Source organism: Parapedobacter soli, from assembly GCF_025460835.1.
GTDB lineage: Bacteria > Bacteroidota > Bacteroidia > Sphingobacteriales > Sphingobacteriaceae > Parapedobacter > Parapedobacter soli.
Window position 1 is genome coordinate 707 of record NZ_JAMXAY010000057.1, and the last position, 25,850, is coordinate 26,556.

Annotated in this window: 20 protein-coding genes and 1 pseudogene; 8 read left to right on the plus strand and 13 right to left on the minus strand. The window is 52.1% G+C overall.

Going from position 1 to position 25,850, the window contains the following annotated elements; translation table 11 throughout:
* Positions 1–81: 81 nt before the first annotated feature.
* The 6 genes from NGM62_RS18370 to pbpC all read right to left on the minus strand — a co-directional run bounded on the left by NGM62_RS18370 (position 82) and on the right by pbpC (position 11,112).
* The gene (locus NGM62_RS18370; RefSeq protein ID WP_262249753.1) at positions 82–3,267 is read right to left on the minus strand and encodes an efflux RND transporter permease subunit; all 3,186 of its coding nucleotides are present in this window, start codon (positions 3,265–3,267) and stop codon (positions 82–84) included.
* Between the two features lie 33 nt (positions 3,268–3,300).
* A complete protein-coding gene (locus NGM62_RS18375; RefSeq protein ID WP_262249754.1) occupies positions 3,301–4,416 on the minus strand; it encodes an efflux RND transporter periplasmic adaptor subunit in 1,116 nt (371 codons plus the stop codon).
* Between the two features lie 93 nt (positions 4,417–4,509).
* Positions 4,510–5,862: a TolC family protein gene (locus NGM62_RS18380; protein ID WP_262249755.1), complete on the minus strand. Its 1,353-nt coding sequence runs from the start codon at positions 5,860–5,862 to the stop codon at positions 4,510–4,512.
* A gap of 8 nt (positions 5,863–5,870) precedes the next feature.
* Positions 5,871–6,455: a TetR/AcrR family transcriptional regulator gene (locus tag NGM62_RS18385; RefSeq protein ID WP_262249756.1), complete on the minus strand. Its 585-nt coding sequence runs from the start codon at positions 6,453–6,455 to the stop codon at positions 5,871–5,873.
* 103 nt (positions 6,456–6,558) lie between these two features.
* Positions 6,559–8,691, minus strand: coding sequence for a ribonuclease R (gene rnr / locus NGM62_RS18390; RefSeq protein WP_262249757.1), 2,133 nt, complete (start codon positions 8,689–8,691; stop codon positions 6,559–6,561).
* Positions 8,692–8,706: 15 nt separating this feature from the next.
* Positions 8,707–11,112 carry a penicillin-binding protein 1C gene (gene pbpC, locus NGM62_RS18395; RefSeq protein WP_262249758.1) on the minus strand — a complete coding sequence of 802 codons (2,406 nt, stop codon included), beginning with the start codon at positions 11,110–11,112 and terminating at the stop codon, positions 8,707–8,709.
* 446 nt (positions 11,113–11,558) lie between these two features.
* On the opposite strand from pbpC, the gene NGM62_RS18400 reads away from it, so the two are divergent.
* Positions 11,559–12,137 (plus strand): zeta toxin family protein, encoded by a 579-nt coding sequence (locus NGM62_RS18400; protein WP_262249759.1) that lies wholly within the window; start codon positions 11,559–11,561, stop codon positions 12,135–12,137.
* Complete coding sequence (locus NGM62_RS18405) at positions 12,124–12,330, plus strand: hypothetical protein (RefSeq protein ID WP_262249760.1); 207 nt, start codon at positions 12,124–12,126, stop codon at positions 12,328–12,330. The genes NGM62_RS18400 and NGM62_RS18405 overlap by 14 nt, the downstream gene beginning before the upstream one ends.
* A gap of 49 nt (positions 12,331–12,379) precedes the next feature.
* Here NGM62_RS18405 and NGM62_RS18410 read toward each other — a convergent pair whose 3' ends face one another.
* Both NGM62_RS18410 and fsa read right to left on the minus strand, forming a co-directional pair.
* A complete protein-coding gene (locus NGM62_RS18410; protein WP_262249761.1) occupies positions 12,380–12,847 on the minus strand; it encodes a Fur family transcriptional regulator in 468 nt (155 codons plus the stop codon).
* Between the two features lie 72 nt (positions 12,848–12,919).
* On the minus strand, positions 12,920–13,579 hold the full coding sequence (gene fsa, locus NGM62_RS18415) for a fructose-6-phosphate aldolase (protein ID WP_262249762.1): 660 nt from the start codon (positions 13,577–13,579) through the stop codon (positions 12,920–12,922).
* Positions 13,580–13,692: 113 nt separating this feature from the next.
* Between fsa and NGM62_RS18420 the strand changes: the two genes are divergently transcribed.
* Positions 13,693–14,979, plus strand: coding sequence for an MFS transporter (locus NGM62_RS18420; protein ID WP_262249763.1), 1,287 nt, complete (start codon positions 13,693–13,695; stop codon positions 14,977–14,979).
* A 15-nt stretch (positions 14,980–14,994) separates the two neighbouring features.
* Here the strand turns inward: NGM62_RS18420 and NGM62_RS18425 are convergent, their stop codons facing one another.
* A complete protein-coding gene (locus NGM62_RS18425) occupies positions 14,995–15,786 on the minus strand; it encodes a hypothetical protein (RefSeq protein WP_262249764.1) in 792 nt (263 codons plus the stop codon).
* A 302-nt stretch (positions 15,787–16,088) separates the two neighbouring features.
* On the opposite strand from NGM62_RS18425, the gene NGM62_RS18430 reads away from it, so the two are divergent.
* A complete protein-coding gene (locus tag NGM62_RS18430) occupies positions 16,089–17,411 on the plus strand; it encodes a Gfo/Idh/MocA family protein (protein WP_262249765.1) in 1,323 nt (440 codons plus the stop codon).
* 4 nt (positions 17,412–17,415) lie between these two features.
* The gene (locus NGM62_RS18435; protein ID WP_262249766.1) at positions 17,416–18,330 is read left to right on the plus strand and encodes a sugar phosphate isomerase/epimerase family protein; all 915 of its coding nucleotides are present in this window, start codon (positions 17,416–17,418) and stop codon (positions 18,328–18,330) included.
* A gap of 204 nt (positions 18,331–18,534) precedes the next feature.
* Here NGM62_RS18435 and NGM62_RS18440 read toward each other — a convergent pair whose 3' ends face one another.
* The 4 genes and pseudogenes from NGM62_RS18440 to NGM62_RS18455 all read right to left on the minus strand — a co-directional run bounded on the left by NGM62_RS18440 (position 18,535) and on the right by NGM62_RS18455 (position 22,551).
* A complete protein-coding gene (locus NGM62_RS18440) occupies positions 18,535–20,928 on the minus strand; it encodes an ABC transporter permease (RefSeq protein WP_262249767.1) in 2,394 nt (797 codons plus the stop codon).
* Positions 20,929–21,131: 203 nt separating this feature from the next.
* Positions 21,132–21,536: pseudogene (locus NGM62_RS18445) on the minus strand (putative toxin-antitoxin system toxin component, PIN family).
* Between the two features lie 3 nt (positions 21,537–21,539).
* Positions 21,540–21,758: a hypothetical protein gene (locus NGM62_RS18450; RefSeq protein WP_262249768.1), complete on the minus strand. Its 219-nt coding sequence runs from the start codon at positions 21,756–21,758 to the stop codon at positions 21,540–21,542.
* A 301-nt stretch (positions 21,759–22,059) separates the two neighbouring features.
* Positions 22,060–22,551, minus strand: a complete 492-nt coding sequence (locus tag NGM62_RS18455) for an anthrone oxygenase family protein (RefSeq protein WP_262249769.1) — start codon at positions 22,549–22,551, stop codon at positions 22,060–22,062.
* A 322-nt stretch (positions 22,552–22,873) separates the two neighbouring features.
* Between NGM62_RS18455 and NGM62_RS18460 the strand changes: the two genes are divergently transcribed.
* The 3 genes from NGM62_RS18460 (at position 22,874) to NGM62_RS18470 (ending at position 25,752) form a co-directional block, all read left to right on the plus strand.
* Positions 22,874–23,887, plus strand: a complete 1,014-nt coding sequence (locus tag NGM62_RS18460) for a helix-turn-helix domain-containing protein (protein WP_262249770.1) — start codon at positions 22,874–22,876, stop codon at positions 23,885–23,887.
* 466 nt (positions 23,888–24,353) lie between these two features.
* On the plus strand, positions 24,354–24,968 hold the full coding sequence (locus tag NGM62_RS18465; RefSeq protein WP_262249771.1) for a fibronectin type III domain-containing protein: 615 nt from the start codon (positions 24,354–24,356) through the stop codon (positions 24,966–24,968).
* Positions 24,969–25,062: 94 nt separating this feature from the next.
* Positions 25,063–25,752, plus strand: a complete 690-nt coding sequence (locus NGM62_RS18470) for a hypothetical protein (RefSeq protein ID WP_262249772.1) — start codon at positions 25,063–25,065, stop codon at positions 25,750–25,752.
* The last annotated feature ends 98 nt before the right edge of the window (positions 25,753–25,850 follow it).

Consider the following 25,850-nt stretch of genomic DNA (forward strand, 5'->3'; position numbering starts at 1 on the left):
ACCATTAACCATTAACCATTAACCATTAACCATTAACCATTGACCATTGACCATTGACCATTGACCATTAACCATTAAAGCCTACTCTTCTTCGTCATCGCTATGCAGCATATCCCGGTGTTCCTCCGGTTTGTAGGATGCGCTGAGCTCGGCCAGTTTCTTTTTGCCATAGGCCATTTTGGTAATCAGCACAAACAGCACGGGGATTACGAATATACCGATGATAGTAGCCACGAGCATACCGCCGAACACGGTCCAGCCGATGGTTTGCCGCGACACGGCACCGGCACCCACCGAAAACATCAGCGGCATGATACCGATGATGAAAGCGAGCGACGTCATGATGATGGGACGTAACCGCAATTTGACTGCCTCGATGGTCGCCTTGAGTAGTCCCATTCCCATATCGACCCGTTCTTTGGCGAACTCCACAATGAGGATCGCATTCTTGGCTGCCAACCCGATAATGGCCACCAGTCCGATCTGTGCATACACGTTGTTGTCGAGATGGGGGAGGAACGTGAGTGCCAGAATAGCACCGAATATACCCAATGGTACAGAAAGCAGGATGGAGAAGGGTACCGACCAGCTTTCGTACAGTGCGGCCAGCAGGAGGAATACGAAAATGATACAGAGTGCAAAAATCTGCATCGTGGCATTGCCCGATTCTTTCTCTTGCAAGCTTAGGCCCGAAAATTCATACGTATAACCGGCTCCGAGCGTCTCGGCTGCTACCTCTTCCAGGGCGTCCAGGGCATCGCCGCTACTGTAGCCGGGTGCGGCGCTGCCACCGATGTCGATGGATCGGAAGATGTTGTAGTGGCTGATGATCGATGGGTTTTGCACCACCTCATAAGAAACCAGCGTGCTCAGCGGTACGGAAACACCTTGTTGGTTTTTGACATAAAGCTTATTGATGTCTTCGATCCCCATTCGGAAAGCAGTATCGGCCTGGGTTACCACCCGGAAGTTCCGGCCGAAGCGCGTAAAGTCATTTACATAGCTGCTACCCAGGTAGCCGGATATCGTGCTGTAGATGCTGCTGAGCGGTATGCCCATTTTCTTGGCCTGGTCCCGGTCTACCGTCACCTGGTAATTAGGGGTTTTCGAATTGAATAGCGTGTACGCCATACCTATTTCCGGCCGCTGGTTGGCTGCCATCACAAGCCGGCCCACCACGGCTTCGAAATCTTTGATGTCTCCTCCCGCCTGGTCGAGTATCTGCATGGTAAACCCGCCGCTCGAACCCAATCCGGGGATAGCCGGGGGCGCCACGGCCAGTACGGTTGCTTTCGGGTAGCCGGTGTACATCCGCTGGATTTGGCCAAGGATTTCAGTTGCCGTGCGGCTACGCTCCTTCCAAGGCTTCAGCTGTACGAAAAAGGTAGCTCCATTAGACTTGAACGAGCGGTTGAGCAGGTTGATACCATTGATGGCCGTGAGGTTGTTGATTTCGGGGAAGTTTTCCGTCAACGTTGCTTCCATTTCCTGGAGCACTTCCGTGGTCCTGGCGGCAGAAGATCCTTCCGGCAGGGTTATCCCGGCCATGAAGATACCGTTGTCTTCCGTAGGGATGAACCCGGCTGGCTTGGCCGAGAACAGGCCATACGTTCCGACGTAAATGCAGATCAATATGATGATTATAAACGGAGCCCGTTTAATGGCTTTCCTTACGCCCACTGAATAGCGCTTGGTAACCCGGTCAAACCAGGTGTTGAACTTATAGAAAGCCTTATTGATACCCGTTGATTTTTCATTGAGCTGCGACGGCCTGAGCATGAGGGAGCACAATGCGGGGGTAAGCGTAAGCGCCACGAATGCCGACAGGAGTACGGAAACGGCGATGGTAATGGCAAACTGCTGGTATAGCAAGCCCACCATACCGGGTATGAACCCGACGGGTATGAATACGGCTGCGAGGATAAACCCGATGGCGATGACCGGGGCGGTAATTTCTTTCATGGCCCGGCGGGTCGCCTCCGGGGCGCTGAGCTTGTTCTTGTCGATATGGTGCTGCACCGCCTCCACGACCACGATGGCATCGTCTACCACGATACCAATGGCCAGCACAAATGCCAGCATGGTAAGGTTGTTGATGGAAAAGCCAAACAGGTTGAAGAAGATGAATGTTCCGACGATGGAAACCGGGATTGCCAACACCGGTATCAAGGTTGCCCGCCAGCTTTGCAGGAAGATAAACACCACCAGTGTTACCAATATGAGGGCTTCGATCAGGGTGGAAAGCACCGCATTGATAGAGGCCTGTACCACCGATACCGTCTCGTAGCTCACCACGTAGTCCAGGTCGCTGGGGAATGTTTCTTTAAGCGCTTCCAGTGCGGAGTAGATACCTGCGGCTGTCTCTACCGCGTTTCCTCCTGGCATCTGGTTGATCATCATTCCCGATGCGACCCTGCCGTTTACGGTGCTTGTGATGTTGTAAGCGAATTGCCCCAGTTCCACGCGCGCAATATCATCGAGGTACACCAACGAGCCATCCGCATTCGTTTTGACGACGATTTTCCTGAATTCTTCTTCGGTATCAAGGTCGCCATCCAGGATTACCGGAAATTCGAATACCTGGTCGGATTGCTGCGGCCGGGCACCTACGCTCCCGCCCGGCATCCGGAGGTTCTGTTCCTGGATAGCAGCATTCACGTCGGCGGGCGTAAGGTTCAGGTTGGCCAGCTTATCCGCATCGAGCCATACCCGCATACTAAAGGGTTGCCCGAATGCCATCACGTCGCCCACACCTTTCACCCGCATCAAAGCATCGCGCACGTAGAGGTTGGCATAGTTGTTCATGAACCGCTGGTCGCGCGTGCCGTTGGGCGAAAACAGGTTGATCATCATCAGCACGTCCGTATTGGCTTTGCGGGTGGTTACCCCAAGCCGCCGGACCGCCTCGGGAAGTGCCGGTTCGGCTATGCCCACACGGTTCTGCACGTCGAGCGTGGCAATATCGATATCAGTGCCTACGTCGAAGGTCACGGTGATGCTCGCGCGCCCGTCGGACGTACTGTTCGATGACATGTAGGCCATGCCCGGTGTGCCGTTGATCTGGCTCTCAATGAGGGTGGTAACGGTTTGCTCCACGGTTTCGGCATCCGCCCCCGTGTAGCTGGCCGAAACGCTTACCGTAGGAGGGGTAATATTCGGATACTGGCTTACGGGCAGCGTGGTAATGGATATGGCTCCGATCAGCGTTATCAAAATGGAGATAACGATGGAAGTGACCGGCCTTCTTATAAATACTTCTGAAATCATGTCTACACTTGAACTACAATGTGATTTATCGACCTATTTTTCGGTTTCGGCAGGTTGCTGTACGGTAACTTTAGCACCGGACCTCAAATTGATCAGCCCCTGTGTTACCACCGTTTCACCTAAGGATAGCCCTTGGCGTACCACTACCTTTTCGGCTACTTTCGCACCGAGTTCCACCAGTCGCTCATCGACGGTGCTGCTGTCTGTAACTACATATACCGCCGATTGCCCCAGCTGCTCGATAACCGCTTGGTAGGGGATGACCAGCTGTTCGGTTTCGGACGTTGTGCGCACGCGCACATTGGTGTTCATCCCGGCCCGCAACAGTCCGTCGGGGTTCGCAAACGTAGCCCGCACGGTGATGGTGCCGGTATTGGCATCCACAGCGCGGTCTATCACGGTTATTTTGCCGGCGTGGGGGTATACCTTGCCGCCAAAGCTCAGCGTAATGACCGAGTCGGTGTCAGCTTGCTTCTGCAAATCCACAAACTGCTGGATGCTCCGCTGGTTGACGGGGAAATCAACGGCAATGGGGCTGGTGGATGAGATGGTGTTGAGCAACGTGGTGCCTGCACCCACCAGGGCACCCATACGCACCTGCGAGATACCGATGGTCCCGCTGAATGGCGCTATGATGGTAGACCTGTTGAGGTTTGTGGTTGCGGTTACTACCGCTGCCTGGGCCGAAGCCACCTGGGCTTCGGCATTATTCAGGTCGGTCTCCGCATAATCCAGGGTCTGCCGGGCAATAGCGTCCTGATCGGCCAACTTACGGTACCGCTCTACGTCGCGTTTTATACGGTCTAAGTTGGCCTCGGCAATGGCGAGGCTGGCTTTGGCCTGCTGCGCAGCCGCTTCGTACCGTGTGCGGTCTATTTCGTATAACTTCTGGCCTTTGCTCACCGAGGCACCGTCGGCAACGAAGATCCCGGTGATATAGCCGTTTACTTCGGCCCGCAGGTCGGTCTCATTGAGTGGAACGACACTCCCGGGGTACACGTCGATGCCGGTCACGATTTCGGCTGTCACTACGTCGGCGGTCACCGGAATGGCTTGTGGTCCGGCAGCTTGCTTTTGTTGCTTATTGCCACAAGCACCCGCTAGGGTAGCGGCAACGAGTAAAAGAGGGGCTATCTTGTAGTTGTTCATATATTTATAAGTCAATAGTCTTAAATCCTGTCTAATGTCTGTTGTCTAATGTCTGTTGTCTAGTGTCTAACGTCTGTTGTCTAACGTGTCCAATCACCTTTCATCCAATACGATACCCAAAGCACGTTGTACTTCCAGTTTACCTGAGAGCACTGCAAACAGTGCATTGAGGTAGTTGATTTGGGCGGTTCGCAGGTCGGTCTCTGCCGTCATCAGGTCGAGGTACGTCTTGATGCCTTCATCGTATTGCAATTTAAGGGTGTTGTATACTTCTTCAGCCAGCACCATATTTTGCTGAGCGGTGGTCCAATCATTGAGGTTCGCTTTATATGTGGCCATGGCCATCTCGTATTGCGTGTTGATTTGGTTTTTCAGGTTGATGATATCCCAATCGATACGTTCTTCCTGCAATTTTGATTTCCTGATTTCCTGGATGCGCTTGGTGCCCTGGAAAATCGGCACATTGAGCGTGAGGCCGAATACCGAGCGTGGGAAATCCTGGCTGTACAGATCCGGGAACTGGTTGTTTCGGAAATCCCATGCGTAGTTATAGAATGCCGAAAGCGTAGGCAGGAATGTCCATTTATTATACTGGGTATTTAGCTGTTGCAATTGCTTCAGCGTTTGCAGCTGCCGGAATTCCACGCGGTTCTCCAGGTTTACCGTTCTGGAGGTGTCGAGTAGTATTTCTTGTTCCATGGCCGTGTTCTCAAACGATAAGGTGAGGGGCTGCCCGGCACCCAGTCCGATGAGTTCCTTCAAGTAAGCGTATTTGTAATTGAGCATTTCGGCCACCCGCTTCTGTTCGGCTTTGGTGTTGGCCAATGTGATTTCCGCACGTTTGTAGTCGATTTTATCAACGATACCCGTTTCGTAGCGCGCCCTGGCATCTGCCAGTTGCCGTTCGATGCGGGCCAGGTTTTCTTGGATGATATTCAGTTGTTCCTCGCTGGTGAGGATGTCGTAGTAGCCCTTGCTCACTTCCACCACCGTATTGATGGTGCTGTTTTCGGTGTTGAGTGCATTTTGCTGGCGGATGTATCGGGCAGCTTTTGAAGCTTGCATCAGCCCTGGGTTAAGCAGTTGCTGGTCGGCCTGGAGCACCACCGCACTCGAATGTTTCTGCCCCATGGCAATAACCTGGTCGCCGATTACGGTGGTCGGGATTTTGATGTTATTGTTATAGGTGCCGGTAGCGGCAATTTGGGGGTACCACCCCGAAAGTGCCGAGGCTATCTCGCGTTCGCCGATTTCTTCGTCGAGCAAAGCCTGCTGTATCGTTGCCCGGTTTTCGAGCGCGAAATCGATCAGGTCTTGCAGTCGCACCTGTTCAGGCAAGGCAGCGGTGCTTTCCTGCGCCAGCGATAGCGAAGCGAAACCACTGCCGATAACGATTAAAATACTGTAAAAAAGTTTTTTGAAATACATAGTTGCCGTTGTCGTCATATTGCTTGTCAATTCTTGATACCATCCCAGATAATGGCGATCATCTTTTTGAGATCCTCTTCTTTTAACGCAAAACGACCGTGGATGTTTCGTTTGGCCGTTGCGGATAGGGTGCCGATATATGCGGCGCTGATGATGTTGATATCCAGCGGCTTGATATAGCCTTCTTGGATGCCCTGTTTTAAGAATACCGATATTTCGTCCTGAAAGCACAGGAGGTCTTCGGGGTATACCACTTTCACGTAGGGCGAAGAAAAAAACTGTTCCATAAAGCTCAATACTTCCGGGTGCCGCACATAATATTTCACCAGATTGATCCACACGCTGGCAAACCGTTCCGGATAAGGTAAGATAGGGTCGCTTCTCTTGAATATCGCCTGCAGCATACGTTCTTTGGTGTGGTGGTAGAGGTCCACGATCAGTTCGTCTTTCGAGTCGAAATAGTGGTAAATCGTTCCGGTGGCCACGTTTGCCTCCTGTGCGATTTGGCTCATCGGCGTGCCGTGGAAGCCAAACTCCTTGATGAGCCGCAGGGTACTTTCATATATCGCCTGCTTCTTCGCTGCTGTTGCCGTGCTTAATTGAACGTTCATTCGGTTGGCAAAGGAAAACATTATTTGCCAAAAATAGACGGTATTGCCCATTCATAACGGAAATTTGACAAAAACCGTCAATGGGTCAGCTTGCCGCTAGCCCTTAGGACACGAGGGTGAAATCGATCTGCCTTTTGGCGAGATCCACTTTTTTCACACGTATTTTCACCTCGTCGCCCAGCTGGTACCGTTTTTTCCGCCGTTGGCCGATGATGGCATAATTCTTTTCGTCCAATGCGTAGAAATCGTCGGTGATATCGCGCAGGCGCACCATGCCTTCGCATTTATTTTCCTCTATCTCCACATACATGCCCCATTCGGTTACGCCCGAAATGATACCGGTGAATATTTCGCCCACTTGGTCTTGCAGGAATTCGGCTTGTTTGTATTTTACCGATGCACGCTCGGCATCGGCGGCTCTTTTTTCCATCTGCGAGGCATGTTCGCAGAGTTTTTCGTATGCTTCGGCGTTGACCGATTTTCCACCTTCCAGGTAGTGTTCCAGCAACCGGTGCACCATCACATCGGGGTACCGGCGTATGGGCGAAGTGAAGTGGGTGTAGTAGTCGAATGCCAAGCCATAGTGGCTCGTTTTTTTGGTGGTATAGATGGCCTTCGCCATGGACCGGATGGCCAGTGTAGTGAGCACGTTTTGCTCTTTGGTGCCCTCCACCCGTTCCATCAGTGCATTGAGTGAGCGTGCGGTTTCCCGGTCTGTTTTGGTGTTGATTTTGTAACCGAAACGGGCGGCGAATTGGGCGAATGCGGTGATGCTTTCCTCTTTTGGTACATCGTGCACCCGGTATACGAATGTCTTTTTCTGGCGGCCTTTTCCTTGTTTGCCGACAAATTCGGCCACGCGCCGGTTAGCCAGCAGCATGAAATCTTCGATGAGTTTGTGGGCATCCTTGCGCTCTTTCACATAAACGCCCAGCGGCTTGCCATTTTCATCGAGGTTGAATTTCACTTCGGTAGTTTCGAAACTGATGGCACCGTGCTTGAATTTACGGTCGCGCAGGATGTAGGCCAGTTTATTCAAGGTGTGCAGTTCGGTACTGAATTCGCCCGTTTGCTGTTCGATGATTTCCTGTGCCTCCTCGTAGCTGAACCGCCGGTCAGACCGGATGATGCCTTTCCCGAACCACTCGTTAACCACATTTGCATTGCCATCCATCTCAAACAGGGCCGAGAAAACCAGCCGGTCTTCGTTTGGCCGCAGCGAGCACAGGTCGTTGGATAGCCGTTCGGGCAGCATGGGGATCACGCGGTCCACAAGGTACACCGACGTGCCCCGTTCGAAGGCTTCTTTGTCGAGCGGCGAGTCGGGTTGCACATAGTAGCTTACGTCGGCGATATGCACACCCACTTGGTAGTTTCCGTTTGCTAGCTGCTCGAAAGAAATGGCATCGTCAAAATCCTTGGCATCTTCCGGGTCGATGGTAAATGTGGTGGTGGCTCGGAAATCGCGCCGTCTGCCTATTTCTTCGGCCGGTATTTCGGCCCCGATGGCCGACGCCTGCTCTTCTACGGCATTTGGAAACTGCAGGGGGAAGCCGAAGTCGGCGAGGATGGCATTCATCTCGGTGTCGTTCTCGCCCTTCTTACCGAGCACGAAGGTGACCTTTCCCACGGGGTTTTTACTGTCGCGCGGCCACTCGGTGATGGCCACTACCACTTTTTCGCCGTCTTGGGCGCCATTGAGGTCGGCCAGCGGCACGAAGATGTCGTGCAGCATCTTCCGGTCGTCGGCAATCAGGAACGCAAAGCGCGGCGATATGGTTATTGTTCCGGTAAACTCCGTGCGCGCGCGCTCCAGTATTTCCACCACTTCGCCTTCCTTGCGCTTGCCGCGCCGTTTCTCGTAGGTGTGCACTTTTACGCGGTCGCCATGCAGGGCCTGCCGCAGCTTGCGTGGCCCGATATAGATGTCGTCTTCAAACTCGTCTTCGGGCACGATAAACGCCGACCCATCGGCTGTCATGTCGACCTTGCCGATGGCAAATGCCTTGAGCTCCCGCAGGGTGTATTTGCCTTTCTCAGTCTCTTTGAATAGCCCCCCGGCTTGTGCCTCTTCTTGCAGGACATCGCGGATGGCATCGCGCGACTCCGGGTCGACCAGGTTGAGTTTGGCTGCCACCTGCTTATAGTTCATCGGTTTGTTGCCCGTTTTCTCGATAAGGTCGGCAATCAGTTGGGTAAGTACGTGTTTGAATGCATTTGTTTTCTTAGTCGACATGGTCTGTTGTGTCTTTTATTTTGCTAAAATTTCAAATCGTTGGCTGAGGCGCGCGCCGTCGTCGTCCACCAGTGTGATGCGGTGTTCGCCGGGTGGTATTTCCAGCGCCAGCTGGTGGAATGTTTCCGTTTCACCGACATACGTGTTATCCAGATGCCAAAATATCCTACTGCCCCGTTTGCGGTGGGCAGCATTGAAAATCACCTGCCCGCGCTTGCCATCAATTTCTAAAGGTATATAAATTCTTGAATTATTCTTCGGATAAATCATTTCCATCACCAGTCCTTGCGTACCATCCGTGCACCCCGGGGCATAGGGAGGGAGCTCCCTGTAGCTGCTATGTCGTGTTTTGTAATAGTATTCCATGGTAGGGGGCAGGACGAACCATTTGGATGCAACGATGTTGTCGGGGCTGGTGCAGTCGGCCGTAACGCGGAGTGTCCCTTCGTGGTTGGTATGTATGGTTTGGTGGTAAGGGCAAACGGCCGATCGGTGTCCCGGCACGGGGATGTATACGGTATCGGGGTGGGGGCAATCGGGCCCTGCCAGGTGGCCGCTCTGGGCACATACGGCCGTCTGCACCATACGGTCGAGCGGTGCGGCGAACCAGCCCGGCGACGGCAGCAGGTCGAAAATGTCGAACAGTATCGGAGCCGCTGTGTTGATACCGGTCAGGCCGGGCCGCCCCTCGCCATCCGCATTGCCCACCCATACGCACACCACGTGCGACGGCGTAAGGCCCACGGCCCATCCATCGCGGAAGCCGAAGCTTGTGCCGGTTTTCCAAGCGATTTTCTTCGACGAGGCAAACTGTTCCCATAGCGCTTCTTCGCCGGGGCGCATCACCTCATTCATGGCCTGGAAGGTGAAGTATAGTGAAGCGTGGTCAATGGCCGACGCCCGTTCTATCGATGTTTCGGCCGGCCCGCGGCTGCCGGCCAGGTAAAACGGTTCGTGGTAATCTGCCCGGTTATAGTTGGCATCGTAGCTGTCGTAATGGTTCAGCGTACGCGCCATACTGGCGTAGGTACCTGCCAGTTGCCACGGGGTTACCTCACAGCCCCCCAGAATCATGGATAGGCCGTAAAAATCAGCAGGGCGGGTAAGGGTTTGGATGCCCATGGATTTGAGGAAAGGGTGGAAGCGCTGGTATTTGTATTGTTGCAGCATCTTTACCGCCGGGATGTTGAGCGAGCGGCTCAGCGCCCGCGAAGCGGGTATGGCACCGTCGTAGCCGAGGTCGTAGTTCTGCGGGGCATAGCCGCCGATCTGGGTGGGTACATCGGCGATGAGGGTATGGGGCAGGATCAGTCCGTCGGTAAGCATGGCGCCATAAAGCAGGGGCTTGAGCGTGCTCCCCGGGCTCCGCAGCGAGGTGATCATGTCCACCTGGCTCTCTGCTTCGCTGTTTTGCGGAGTGTGCACGTTCCCGATATATGCCAATGTGTTACCCGTTTCTACCTCAAGTACCAATGCAGCGGCATTTTGGATGCCGTTGGCGCTCAGGTTACGGTGGTAGCGGTCTATGATGTCGGCCACCTGCTGTTGCAGCGCCGCATCGATGGTCGTGGCTACGCGGGTGGTCTGCAGGTGGAGGGTGGGGTATTCGAGTTTGAAGCGTTCCAGCAGATGCGGTGCCAGCCGTGGCAGCGGATGCGGTTTGTCGGGGAGCGGTTCCAATTTGGCCAAGTCTGCGGTTTGGCGGTCAATGGTTCCGGCCGATACCAGTTTGTCGAGCAATGCATTTCTCTTGGCGAGCAGTTGCTCACGGTTGCGCCCCGGGTGGATGAGTGCCGGCGCATTGGGCAGCACGGCCAGTACCGCTGTTTCGGCCCACGACAGCTGTTCGGGCGCACGGCCGAAATAGCGCCACGCCGCGGCATCGAGGCCCACTACATTGCTGCCGAACGGAGCATTTGCCGCATACAGTTCCAGGATTTCGGTTTTGCTGTAACCGAACTCGAGCCGCACCGCCAGGAACGCCTCAATGAGTTTCTGCCACACGGTACGGTCCTGGTCGCGGCTCATGCGGATTACCTGCATGCTGATGGTGCTGCCCCCACTTACTACCCGGCCGGCCGAGACGTTCTGCCTTACCGCCCGTGCCAGGGCAATGGGGTCGATACCAGGGTGGTAATAGAAACGTTTATCCTCGAAGGTAGTGATGCATTCGGCGAATTTTTCCGGTACTTTATCCGTGGCCGGGAAGCGCCACTGGCCGTCGGCCGCAATGGAGGCGCCGAGTAGTTTGCCCGACGAGTCTTCGATGACGAATGAGGTGGGGGAGCGGAAGAGTGGCCTAGGGAGCGACAGGTAAAAAATGATCACAAGTGCGGCGGAGGCGAGAAGGATGGTGGCGCCTTTTCTGGTTTTACAGAAGCCGATGAGGTGCTGTCCTTGTTTCGATATCCATGTGATCACACCGCTAAATTACGAAAATATTCATGCGTCTGCGGGTTGGGGTGACGGCTGAAAATAGTGCTAAAATCATAATCAAATCTTTTTGTTTAGGTAATTGTTATAAACAAATGTTTTTAAATTAGTTGAATATGTATATTTTTGTATTTTAGCCTATTATGTATTTTTATTTTAGCAAAGAATAGTGGTTTTCAGGGAGCTAGGGCAGGTTGTGGATGTGGACGATGTAAGGGGGGTGTCTTTGCTAAAAGATAAATAGAAACCATAAGTTTATATAAATGATATAATAATATGTTTATTAATATATTGAATTTATAAAATTTTCTATTTAGCAAAGTATAAGAAGGGTTTTTTAGCGGGATTTTGTGAACAATAAGTTGTAATGCATTGTGGTTTGTTTCTATATTGGTTGCTGATTGATTTTCACTATTATTTAAGGAGGGTACGCCATGCCAAATTTATATATCATAGCAGGCTGCAACGGAGCCGGGAAAACCACGGCCAGCTATACCGTGCTTCCAGAAATCTGGGATTGTAGGGAATTTGTCAATGCGGACAATATCGCTGCAGGACTTTCACCGTTTAACCCCGGTAGCGTTGCGTTGGAAGCAGGTCGTATCATGCTCAGCCGTATCCGTGAACTTATTCGGGAAGGGGTAGATTTTGCGTTTGAAACCACATTGGCAACAAGGAGTTACGTTTTGTTAATCAAAGAGGCTAAAGAGAAGGGGTACCTGGTAACGCTCGTGTACTTCTGGCTCGATTCGCCTGAACAAGCGATAAAACGGGTCGCCAAAAGGGTGTCTGAAGGAGGTCATCATATTCCGGATGAGGTAGTCATACGGCGCTATTACCGTGGTCTGTATAATTTGGTGCATTTATACAGCTCCCATTGTGATAAGTGGTTTGTGTTGGACAATATGGATCTGCGCCCTGAAATCGTTGCTAAGCAAGATGAATTTGGAAAAATGGTTGTTAATGACGAAATTTGGGCTGTTATACAGCAACAAGTCAATGATATCAAATAGCCCCATATCATTTCCATCAGACACGCCTTTTTCAGAAAGGTTGCTTTATGGTGTCCGGAAGGCATTGCGGAAGCTGGCCGAGGAAACAGCGGCCAAAGGGGGGAGTCTTGTGGTGAAAGTTGATGGTGAGATTAAAGAGGTTTCCGCGGCAGAGTTACTGAAAACGTTGCCTGAGCATAATGACATACGGTAACCTCGTAGCTTAAATTTAGGTCCGGAGGTGGCCATTATTGAGCCTTACTTCACACTTCACCAAGACCTCTGCACTGCGCGCAGAGCCCCACGGCATTGACGCCTATAGACTGCAGCTGGTACCCATGGGGCAGGTTGATTTTGGGCATCTTGAAATCTTCCAGGCAGTAGATGCTGTTGCATGCAGCGCAGATGAAGTGCACGTGTTCGTCGTGGTGGTGGTTTTCGCCGCATTCGGTAGAGCACAGCGCATAGGTTGCTGTGCCGTGCAGGTCGAATATTTTATGGAGTAGGCCTTTCTCTTCGAAGGTGGCCAGCACCCGGTATAGCGTTACCCTGTCAACCGAGTCGCCCAGCAGTTTTTCCAGATCGGGTTGGGAGATGGCCGTATCTTTCTCGGAGATGATTTGCAATACCCGCAGGCGGGGTTGCGTTACTTTAAGCTTGTTGCGCCGCAATAGGGGGGCGAAACGCTCGTTGGCGTCTTCTTTCCTTTTGTTCTCTATTGCGTTCAGCATGATCGGAGGGGGTGAAAGGGAGTATGCCCCAAAAGATAAGGTGTTTTCGGGGCATGCTCCGCAATATATAGCTTATTTGCCGGCAGCTTTGGCGTGGTCTGCCAAAAACTGTGCAAGCCCATTGTCGGTAAGCGGGTGCTTAAGCAATCCCAATATAGCCGACAGCGGCCCGGTCATCACGTCAGCACCGATTTTGGCGCACTCTACGATGTGCATCACGTGGCGGATGGAAGCCGCCAGGATCTGGGTTTCATACCCGTAGTTGTCGTAAATCAGCCGGATATCTTCGATCAGCGCCAGCCCATCGGTCGAAATATCGTCCAAGCGGCCCAGGAAAGGCGATACGTAAGTAGCCCCTGCCTTGGCAGCCAGTAGGGCTTGCCCCGACGAAAACACCAGCGTACAGTTGGTTTTGATGCCTTCGCTGGTGAAGTACTTGATTGCCTTTACGCCTTCCTTGATCATCGGTACCTTCACCACGATGCGGTCGTGGAGTTTGGCCAATGCTTTGCCTTCTTTGATAATATTATCGAAATCGGTGGATATCACCTCCGCGCTCACATCGCCGTCCACGATCTCGCAGATGGCTTTGTAGTGGTTGATGATATTCTGCTCGCCCGTGATGCCTTCTTTGGCCATCAAGCTTGGATTTGTGGTTACACCATCCAGCACACCCAGGTCCTGGGCTTCTTTGATCTGTTGTAGATTCGCGGTGTCAATAAAAAACTTCATGTTTTTGAGTGATATTTTTATGTATGTCTAAATAGCTGTAAACGACAGCAAACAGCTTGTAAAATTAACGAAAATAACCCGAATAACGAAAAATTGTTAGGTGTTTTCACCTTTTGAACGGACGTATTGGGTGGTATGACTTTTGTGCTTATCAGCGGGTGGATATCTTCCGGGCACTAAAACATCGAAACTACCGACTGCATTTCACGGGGCAAGCCATTTCCCTGATGGGTACATGGATGCAGCGTATCGCGGTGAGCTGGTTGGTTTACCGGCTTACGGAGTCTGCTTTGGTGCTCGGGGTCATTTCGTTCATCTCGCTGATTCCGTCCCTTCTCCTGTCGCCCTTCATCGGGAGTTTTGTAGACGGGCACCAGAAATACCGTATCGTACTGATTACCCAGGTTGGGCTGATGCTACAGGCCGGGGTGCTTGCCGTGATGGTGTTTCTCGGTTATTACAGTGTGTGGTGGATCGGCGTGCTCAGTCTGGTGCAGGGGGTAATCAATACATTCGACGTGACTGCCCGGCAGTCGCTCATGGTGGAGCTGGTTGACGACCGGGCCGACCTACCCAACGCCATTGCGCTTAACTCGTCGGCGTTCAACGCCGCCCGTATGGTGGGGCCGGCGGTAGGAGGCATATTGCTGAGCACCTACGGCGAGGCCGTGTGTTTCGGTATCAATTTCATCAGCTTCTTTGCCGTGATCGCGTCGTTGCTCCTCATGCGGCTGAACCCGCAACAGGCTGTCAGGCGTAAGGAAAGTACGTGGCAGGGCCTCAAGGAAGGTTTCAGCTACCTACGAAATTCGCCGCATATATCTTCGCTCATCATGCTGCTCGGTGTGTCTAGTCTGCTGGTAATCCCCTATACTACGCTGCTGCCGGTCATTGCCCGCGAAATGTTCGATGGCGATGCCACCACCTTCAGCTGGTTTGAGAGTGCCGCCGGCCTGGGAGCGATGGCAGGGGCCATTTACATGGCCAAAACGCGGATGGGCACCAACCTTCGGTTCCGCGTGATGAAAGCTGCCGGGCTGATGGCGCTGGGCATCCTGGCGCTTTCTTTCGCATCGTGGCTGCCGTTGGCCCTGGTCAGTACCTTGCTTGCCGCCATGGGGATGATGGTGCAGAACTCGAGCATCAACACTTATTTACAAACCCATGCCATGCCGGTGTACCGGGCGCGTGCCATCAGCTATTATATCATGGCGTTCCAAGGCATTTTCCCGATAGGGAGCCTACTGGTAGGGGCACTGGCCAGCGCGTGGGGTATCCACTATACGCTGCTCTTCCAAGGTGTGGCCGGTGCCCTGCTGGTCACCGGCTATATGGTGTACATCTGGCAGCACATCAACCGCAAATATGTGCCGGTAGAAACGGGGCAACCCGTGGAATGAGCCTGTTGTATTCGATTAATTAGCCTTCTTATAGCTAGTTTCAATGGTTTGCAAGACTTCGTCTTCACCCCGATTGTAAATTTCGGTCTTCACGGGATAGCCGGAATCGTTGTATGTATATTTGTATATCTTGTCCTCGGTTACCCCTTCCGGACCGGTTGATTTTAGCGATCGGTGGTTATGTCTGGAAGGGACTTTCCACGCAAAGGGGTTTCCCAGGATACTGGGTGAGTTTTTGTCGTCATAGTCGCCATATTCGGTCGTACCGGCCCAAGTGCCGCCGAGACTGGTTTCGATCAACGATATATCCCCCTTGTCTGTATACGTATATACCGTTACCAATTCGGGGGCCGGTGCCGGCTGGATGATGGTTTCGGTCAATCGATTATCCGAATAGCTGTATATGATGTCCCACTGCACCACTTCGCCCACATGGGTGGTGGTTACGGCCGATACGGGTTTGTCGTCATTGCCAGCGTAGACGTATTCTACCGTACTGATCGCGCTTCCGTCTACAAGCGTATTGGTGACTACCAAAAGGCGGCCGCGGTCATCGTAGGTGTATTCGGCCGTGGAAGTGTGCTTGCCATCAAGATAGGTATGGACCACAATCAGCTGGTTTTGGGCGTTATATTCATATCGGGTGAGTGTTTCGCCATTGAGTTTGGCCTCGGTGATCAGCAATAACGTGCTGGGCGTATCTTCGCCGTTATCGATTTCGGGGGTGTCGTTTTTGGCGCAGGAGGTCAAGGTTGCAGCTGCCAAAAGCAGGTACGCTGTTTTCTGAATGATGTTTTTCCTTCTCATCGCTTTTTGTTTTTAAGATTACAAGTTACTTTTTCCTCATAGCTAGTGGGTACAAAGATAGGGTGGTGGGCGTGCCCCGTTTACCCCCTAAAGGGGAGAGTTTATCCGGTGCGGGCCGAAATCAATGCCGCAGATGCATACCGGTGTAATCAGCTGGCGAAAATAGAACAATCGATTGATTAGCCCCGAAAGCCGCTACCCGCCTTTTTGTGCTTGCCAACCCGTTTTATTTTTTCAATATTTGTGAGTGTACCAATGGTTAGCAGACTAACCAATAATCAATTATCTAGTTAATGATTCGTATGAACTATTCGAGAAGACAATTTTTAAAGACAGCGGGGTTGACCACCATCGCAGGTGCAGTTGCCACCGATTACGCGCTTGGATCCAACTCCATCTGGCCGCTCAATTCCAAAACACTCAGGGTGGGCCTGATCGGCTGCGGTGGCCGCGGGACGGCAGCGGCCATGGAGGCACTCAATGCCGACCCCGATGTGGTACTATATGCGATGGCCGATGCGTTCGAGGACCAGCTCGAACAGTCGCTCACGGCCCTGAAAGAGAAATTCAGTGATAAGGTGAAGGTAAGCAAGCGCCGTCAATTTGTTGGGCTGGATGCTTACCAGCAACTGGTAGACCTCGATGTCGACGTGGTGCTGCTGGCCGCGCCGCCCGCATTCCGTGCCGACCATCTGGAGGCGGCAGTGAATGCCGGCAAGCATATATTCTGCGAAAAGCCATTCGCGGTGGATGGGCCTAGCTTGCGCCGGGTTATCGAAGCGTCGAAACAGGCCAAAGCTAAAAACCTGTCGCTGGTGTCGGGGTTCTGCTGGCGTTATCACCAGCCCAAGCGTGAAACGTTCGGCCGTGTGCTCGATGGACAAATCGGCCGGATACTCACCGCCGAGAGCACCTACAATACCGGCGAGCTGTGGTACAAAGAGCGGCAGCCGCAGTGGACGGACTTCGAATACCAGCTGCGGAACTGGCTGTACTACAACTGGCTTTCGGGCGACCATATCATCGAACAGGCCATCCATAGCCTCGACATGATGCAATGGGCGCTGGGCGATAAGTTGCCCGTGAGCGTAACCGGGAGCGGCGGTCGCCAGAAGCGGATCGACCCCAAATTCGGCAACGTGTACGACCACTTCGCCATGGTATACCAGTATGATGACGGCTCGAAGGCCTATTTCTCATGCCGGCAGCAGGCCAACACCGCGCCGTCTTATGCGGTGGAACTGGTGGGCGAGGAGGGGCGGTGCATCGTGGACTGCCGCACGGGTGGCCACGACATCACCGGCAAGAACCCCTGGAAGTATGATGACTCCACCAAATTCACCGACGAGAACGCCTATAAGGAGAGTACCTCCCGCAGCATGTACCAGCAGGAGCACGACGAGCTGTTTGCATCTATCCGGGCGGGCAAACCGATGAACGACGGCGACTGGATGGTGAAATCGAACCTGGTTGCGTTGGCGGGCCGGATGGCGGGCTATACGGGCCAGGAGGTTTCACTGGAGGCGGCGCTGGCCTCCAACGAGGTGCTGTTCCCGGGCAATGTATCGTGGGATATGAAATACGATCTGCCCATTGCCATCCCCGGCGAAAACACAACCATTTAATGCTATGGATAGAAAGAAGTTTATAAAATCGGCGTCGCTGCTAACGGGCGCCGCCGTGGTAGCCCCCGCGCTGGGCGGCAACAGTCCGCTGATGGCCAAGCCGACGGGCAACACATTGAAACTGAAGAAAGGTGTCAGCTTCTACATGATCAAGGAGGAGCTCTCGTTGGTCGACAAGTGCAAGCTGGTGAAAGATCTAGGTTTCGACGGAGTGGAGTTCAACAGTCCGGTCGACTTCAGTCTGGATGAATTGCTTGACGCCAAGGCAAAAGCAGGCATCGAGATTCCCAGCGTGGTCAATAAAGACCATTGGAGCAAGCCGTTGTCTGACCCCGACCCGGAAGTGCGGCAATTCACCATCGACTCAGTGGCGAAGTCGCTGGAGCAAGTAAAAGCACTCGGTGGCGACACGGTACTGGTGGTGCCCGGCGTGGTGAACGAGAAGGTCCCTTATGGCGTAGCCTACCGGAATGCACTGGATTCGGTGCGGAAGCTGATTCCCCATGCCGAAAAGACAGGCATGAAGATCGGCTTGGAGAACGTATGGAGCAACTTTATCCTGAGCCCGGTGGAAGCCCGGCAATTTGTCGATGAGGTCAACCACCCGCTGGTGGGCTGGTATTTCGATATCGGCAACATCTTGCGGTACGGCTGGCCCGAGCATTGGATAACCGAGCTCAACCGGCGCATCGTGAAGCTGCACGCCAAGGAGTTCAGTCGTGGAAAGATGAATGACGAAGGGCTGTGGAAAGGGTTTGGCATTGACTTGCTGGAAGGCGACAACAACTGGCCGGTGGTGATGCAGGCACTCCGGGATATCGATTACCAGGGCGGATGGCTAACGGTCGAGCTGAGTGGTGGCGACCGGGAGTACCTGAAGAAGGTATCCGGGCAAATGGATGCCATTCTTGCGCTTTAAGGAAGCCCGGACATCAATCCACGCCGGTTGTGTGCCAGCCCCGCACTTCGTAATGCGTGCGATGTTGATGCTCATTGCCACCATAAACCAATATCTTTTTGATTGGTTGGGCCCATCTATTGATGAAATTGCATAATTATCATTGTGTTCCCTACCAGCGTAGATTGTGCGGTGTATGCAACGCTTGCCCTTCTTCCACCTTTTTTACTCATCACGCAGACTATCCACCGGATTCGCCACGGCAGCCCGGATGGCCTGCCAGCTCACCGTGAGCAGCGCAATAACCACCGCCGCCAAACCTGCCACGGCAAACATCCACCACTGGATATCGATGCGGTAAGCGAAATTATCGAGCCATTTGCTAAATCCTAAGTACGCCAGCGGGCAGGCGATGATAAAAGCAACCGCTACCAATTTAACGAAATCGAGGCTCAGCAGCTGCACCAAGGAGGGAACGGTAGCACCAAGCACCTTGCGTACACCGATTTCCTTGGTGCGTTTCTCGGCCGTGAACGCAGCGAGCCCGAAAAGGCCAAGGCAACCAACGAAGATGGCCAGTATGGAAAACGCAAGCAGCACCGATGCCGTTTGCTGGTCGGCGAGGTAGAGGCGCTTCAGGTGGCTATCGAGAAACGTATAGTCAAATGGCGCGTCGGGCACCACCTGCTTGAACGCCTGCTCGTACTGTTGCAGCGTGGTTCGGAGATCGCCCGTAGTGAATCGTACCAACAGATAACGCAGTGTCTGCGGGGTGTTTGTAAAGGCGTAGGCCCCGATGGACTCATGCAGCGAGGAAAAGTTGAAGTTGTCTACCACGCCCACTACATAGGTGTTGTCGCCGATGCCGGCCAGTGGCTTTTTGCCGATGGCTTCTTCGGGCGTCAAGCCCAGGTAGTCAACCGCGTATTTGTTGAGCACCATTTCAAAAATCCAATTCCCTTCTTGCGTGGTATCGCTATCCACCCGTTCCTTAGGCATCCTACCGGCCAGCAGATTGAGCTGCAGCACCGCCGCGGCATCGCCATCCACACGGCTGGCACGGAACATGATACCCTGTTTGTCGGCATCATCCTTTCGTAGCGTATGGCTACTTTCGCCCTTTCCGGGGAAGGCTTGCGACACCACCATGCTTTGGGTAGGGGCTAACGCACCGATCTTATTCCGCAATGCATCCAGCTCCTCGTGGTTTTTCAATGAGCTCAGACTAATGGCGAGGACGTTCTCGGGGTTGTAACCGAGCTTCTGGTGGCTCATGAAATCCATCTGGCGGTACATGATGACCACCCCTACGATAAGAACGATGCTGGCGGCGAATTGCAGTACGACAAGTGCCCGGCGGAAAAGCGAGGAGCCAGCACGGGTTACCTTCCGATGGTGGAGGGCTTCCAATGGCGTGTAGGCCGAAAGGATAATGGCGGGATAAAGGCCGGCGACCAATGTGAGCGAAAGCCATAATGCCGGCAATCCCGCCAGGAAAACCGGGTGCTTAAGCGTTTCGTAAACCAGCGTTTTGCCCGACAACATGTTGAATAGGGGGATGCCAAAAATGGCCAACATCAGTCCAGCGCCTATCGCCGTGCCGGTGAGTACGGCCGTTTCGGCATAAAACTTACCCAGCAACCCTTGCCGGCTGGCACCCAACGTTTTGCTGACGCCCACCTCCTTGCTGCGCTGCTGTGCCCGTGCGGTGGCCAGGTTCATGTAATTGATGGCTGCCATGAGCAGTAGTGCGATGGCGAGATACGTGAGCTGCCGGAGCTGGGCTGCATCGCCTTTCCGCTCACTGTATGTCTTGATTTCCGTCGAATGCAGGTGAACATCGGCCAGCGGCTGGAGCGATAGGGTATAGTAGGTGCCTTCCGCACCGAAACGTTCCTCCATCACGGTAGAAAGATAGTCTTCCACTTGCCGGTAATTGCCGGCTTCGCGCAGCATGATCCACGTTTCGAAACTGGCATTGTCCCACGTGATGTTTTCAGCATAATATGTGGAGCTCAATGAACCGATCAGTTCGGCATCGAACGTAACGGTGGCAGGTAGGTCCGCATAGACACCGGTGATGGTCAGTGTGTTGCTTCTATTTATTTCGACGGTCTTTCCCACGGGGTTTTCATTACCGAAATATTGCTTGGCCTTGCTTTCCGATAGGACGATCGTATTTGGGTCGGCTAGCGCGCCGTTGGGGGTGCCGTGCACAAAATGGAGATCGAATATGTCGACGATATCCGGGTCGGCCCAGTAGAGCCGGTCTTCGGCAAAAGCGTCGTTACCCACCTGGATGCTTGCGTTTTCCCCAAAACCATTCAACAGCGTGCGGGCCGACAACGCTACCTGCGGAACGTGATCTTTTGCCGCCGGGCCGATGGCGTTGGGTACCCCAGCCCAGATATCGTTGTTTCCGTCGTAATTGAGATGTGTGAGGTAGCGGAAGATTTTCTCGCGGTTGGGAACCTGGTTGGTTGAATATTCCTGGATGATGAAGAGCGATAGGAGTAGGGCTACCGCCAATCCAAGGGCGAGGCCGAAAATATTCAACAAACTGAACAAGCGGTTTTTCTTTAGGTTCCGCCACGCGGTTTTAAAATAATTCGTTATCATTATTGTTTGTATACGTGTTAGCCTTGGAGTTTGTATAAAAAGCTAACAGTAGCTATGCTAAAAGTGTAAGTTGCAGTTTTTGTGTTGATTACACGGCAGGTGTGTTGTGTAGGTGTTCGATATCGAACAGTTGATGTTCGTAAACGGGCAACATAGCTTCAGCGGGATTGGAAAACGATGTATGGAATCCTCGCCATTATCGTTTAACGGATCATCGCTATAAATTGGTCAATATTAATGATGTCGATTTTTGGAAATTCGACCGTTTTCAAAACGTTGAAATGGGCATCATTTGTTACGATATAGTCAGCACCACCGGAAATGGCAGCATCTACGTATTTATCGTCATCTGGGTCCTTTGTAACCAACCGCCATTCGAAATAGATATCTACTTTCTCCAGGTTTTTCAAGCTGAGCAGCATTTCTGCTATGTTGGAGGCAACAATAGGATTGGCCCTTCATTCGATAACCTCTACGTATTCCGATAGTATTTCATTGCTTATTATAAGTTGGAACTTGCCGCCGAGCAACGCATCAAAGATAGGCCTATAAGTTGATTTTCGGGCGATTGTGACCAACAGCACATTGATGTCCAAAACGACAACCATTGGCTACTTTCGTTTACGCTCATGGCCATTTGACCATTCCTTCATGGTGTCGTTACTCCAATTGTTCTTTTCCCATAATTGGTCCATTTCATCACTGGCGGTGTCGGCAAAGTATTTTGATAGCATATTTTTCATCTCTGCCAACTGTTTCCCTGAGAGGTCATATTTAAATAACTTCAACAGTTCCAGTTGTGCGTTTGATAATTTCCCAACAGCTTCCATTATCGTGCGATTTATACACAAAAGTACGCAATCCGACCAGTATTTGCAAATTCATTTATTCGGTTGAGACGTGGTGTCCCATAAAACCGAGGATGTTTGAGATGGAGAACATTCACATCATCAAAGATGCGTGTTATAACCTAACGGGACAAATACCGGGAAAAAAACACAATTGCAATTACACTCGCCACAACGGTTCGAGTGGCCTGCCAGCTTATAAACGGACAAGTGCCGGCCGGAATGGAGAATAATTTTTGCCTAGACAAACAGAACTTTCATGCAGTTGGTCGTTTGTTAGCCTTTACACCTTAAACTCAATGGACAGCAGGGCCAGTAAAAAACTGAGCACCGCAGCTACTGTGCGGATTAAATTCAGTTTGTTCCAGGGAACCTCAAACCTTTCCCTTAACGAAGATATGTCTTGTGGAGTAGCAGTTTCCATGTTAAAGCGGTCCAGCATATTGTTTAAAGGCACATTCCCCAATACGGTTACGCCAAACACCCCGATAACATACACGGCGGTGGCCGACAGTAGCAACCAAAATGAAAAATGAACGCCTGTACCGTAGGAAAGCCAGGTCGCCAACGGAAGGACAATGAGGCTCCCCATAAAACTTGCGAAAAACCAAGCATTCAATATCGCCGTGTTGATCGATTGGAAAGTCAATATATATTCCCTGTCCGGAAGTTTGCCCAACGCGCCGGTGACTGAACAGGCATAGCTGTAAAACAGGCCCGCGGCCAAGCCGGTCAGCAATACCGATACGATTTGAACAAGTTGGTAAAAAGTCATCGTTGTTAATTTTGAAATCGCTACCACTACTGAACCTATTTGACTATTAAAAAGGCTCATTAGTTACATGTAAATTTATCGCATTTGCCATTCATCGCAGGCACTGCGATTTATCGAGTTAGTCGCCCCTGTCCTTTCTTATGTGAGCGTAAAAAGCAAGGTGTTCGCTAAAGGTTAGCAGTAGCTATGCCAAAAATGTAAGTTGCAGTTTTTGTGTTCGATAACGAACAGTTGATGTTCGTAAACGGACAAGTAAGTTTTACCACAATTGCAATTATATCCAATTTGCCCTATCTTTAGGGCTACTGAAAACCGTTTGCCAATGAAAGGACCTGATTTCTTCCGCTTTGCCGGAAACCGTCATGCTACCCAAGACCGGCCATTCAACGGCCTGCTCCAGTTTATCCCGCAACCCGAGGACCGGTTACAGGCCGACGTGCCGCGCCATGCCGCCTTTGAAAGTACCGACCTGCAATGGGTCGAAATCAAAGAGAACATCTCAACGGAAGGGGTGCGGGTGGAGCTGCTGGCCGATTCGCCGCGGTACTGGCTGCAGTTCCAACTGGCCGGCACCGCCGATGTGTACCTGCCCCACGCCATCCGCGTGGCCGAAGGGGTGTGTTTCGGTTTCGGGAGCAGGCGCGAAAAAATACCGATAACCCTGGCCAAAAGCAGTGTGTGGATGTTGCTCGTGGGCTGTAAACAGGAAATGTTGCCCTTGCTGGCAGCAGAGTTTGAGCCATTGGCAGGGCTGCAGGCACTATGCGGCGACGACGGTCCGCTGGACTTGATCGTACCCGAACAACCGATCGACTATATACAACGCCGTAAGTTCCAGGCATTCGAAAAAATGGAATACAAACCTTACAGTACACCTGTACTACTTTCCGAATGGTTGCTGCGTAATTTGCAGTATCTTTATAAATCGAAGCCAACTCAAGCGTACAAGCAAATTTCGCTATACCACGAAGCGTTGCAATACATCAGAAAACATTACATGGATGATCTCAGTAAACAATCGCTCGCTGAGGCACTCAACGTGAGTGTACGTACGCTTACCCGGGCTTTTGAAGACCGGCCGATAAAAATCGGTGACTTTATCCATAAGCTTAAGCTTGATAAAGCCAGGGAGTTACTCTATACAACGGACCGGCCGATTGAGGATATTTCGCGGGAGCTGAACTTTTCATGCCCCAAGTATTTCTCCAATAGCTACCGGCAGCATTTCTTCGAAAGCCCCACGGAATTCAGGCTGCGGCACGGGGCCGATGAAGAATGGGCGAGGGTGGATGTACATGTAAATCGGAAAGGAAAACATGAAAAGCGAGCGCAATGACATGTATTCTATGCCTCCATCCATGTAGATTATCCCCGAAGACAGGTAATTCCGGCGTAAATACATGTAATACAAGGTAAACAACATTGCTTTTTTTGATAACTACCATGCTATCGCGCCTGAAGACATGTAATCTGAGGCTTTATACATGTTGTCGCGAACAGATTACATGTAAATGGAGATAAACTACATGTAGTTACAGCAAAACAACATGTAGTTAGCAACAAACTACATGTAGTTTGGAGCTCATCAGTAGTGGTTTTTTGTGTAAAATGCTAATATTGAGTAATTTAATAAAAATGCAGCCATCGGTTTGTTTTGCCATCGCTATAGCGAGGTGTAATTTTAGGCCAGAATTCCGATTCGTCCGTCGGAAATTTGGCCCGATTCTCCACCATTCGGCTCTCGAATAGCCGGACCTTTGTAAATGTGTTAATGGTTTATTTGTTTACTTAAAATTTTTATTATGAAAAAACCAACATTACAATCACGAGAAGCAGGCGCCGCAAAGCTCCTGCAGTACGCCGACAACATCTTGCTGAAGATGACGGAAAACGCCGACTTGTTTCCAGAGCCGGACCCCACGTTGGCCGAATTGGATACGGCCATAGCCGTTTTCCGGGAGGCGGTATCGGAGGCGTCCTACCGCGACCGGCGGAAGGTGGAAGTGAAAAACCAGCTGCAAGCCGCACTCAGGGAGGTTATCTACGGGCTGTCGCTCTATGTAGACCGGGTGGCCCAGGGCAACCCTGCCACCATCCTGGCCGCAGGGTTCCTGCCGAACAAGGACGCCCTGCCAACCGGTGTTGCCCCGAAGCCGACCGACTTCAGGGTAGAACTGCCGCGCATCAACTCGCAAACCGTGGGGTTGCGTGTAAAGGCATGGTTGCCGGCACGGGTGTACCAATTCGAGTACCGCAAGGTAGCGGGCGATGACGACTGGAAAACTGTGCTCAGCAGTAAATCAACCTGCGTACTGAAAGGATTGGAGAAACTGCAGGAGTACGAGTTCCGTGTGGCGTACATCGGCACCGATCCTACGGTGACCTACAGCGACACTGTACGTAGCTACGTGCTGTAAAACACAGGGCAGGGGCTTCCCAAGGGGTGGCACCCTGCCCTTTTTTAATAATCCTATCTGTACAATTTAATTACCTTTACACCATAATGAGGTTATGCAACACGTTACCAAACAACACCCGCTGAAGCCGATAAGCCTGTCTTTCCACGAAGGCAAACAGCCACCGGCATTTGAGGTGGAAGCCCTGAAACAGTATAAAAAAGCACACGACGAAACGTGGAAGCGCAAGATGGGATATGAAGCGGAAAAAGGCCAGCTGATGCTGCTCGATAGCGAGATTGCCGAGCTATCTTATGAGATATTCTGCCTCGGAGAACGTCTGGAGGTATTTGAAGAGGCAGTGGGTATCGGCGAGGCCACCGATCCGTCCGCTTGGGACCGCGAATCGGATTTTGATTTAAACGCGTTTTTCGACAGGATCCTAAAGCACAGCCAAGCGGTACAGCAACTCCATGGCCAGATCGTGGCGGCGGCTACGCAGTACAACAAGACGGTCGCAAGTTTGTATGAAGATGACTACCTGATCGACCCGATGTATTTCGATATCCTGAACGAGCTATACCGACGCCATGAAGAAGTGGAGGTGGATATCGTATCGCTGGATAAGGATCACCAGGATTTTCTGGGCGCCTATGGCGAGGTGGATAAGCTCCGCGAGGAATATATGCAGCTGGGACAGGATGTGTTCGAAAGGTATGCGCAGCTGATTGACGATTCGGAACACGTGTACAAAAGGGCAGACATCGTGCAAGACCGGCTGGATGAAATGATGGATGGGAAGTAGTGGGTGGGGTGGGAGCACATCGTTTGACAGTTTTTATGTGAGTTCGGTGTATATTAGGGCCTGCTGAAAAAGTCAGCCAGCCATTTTCCATTTAAAAA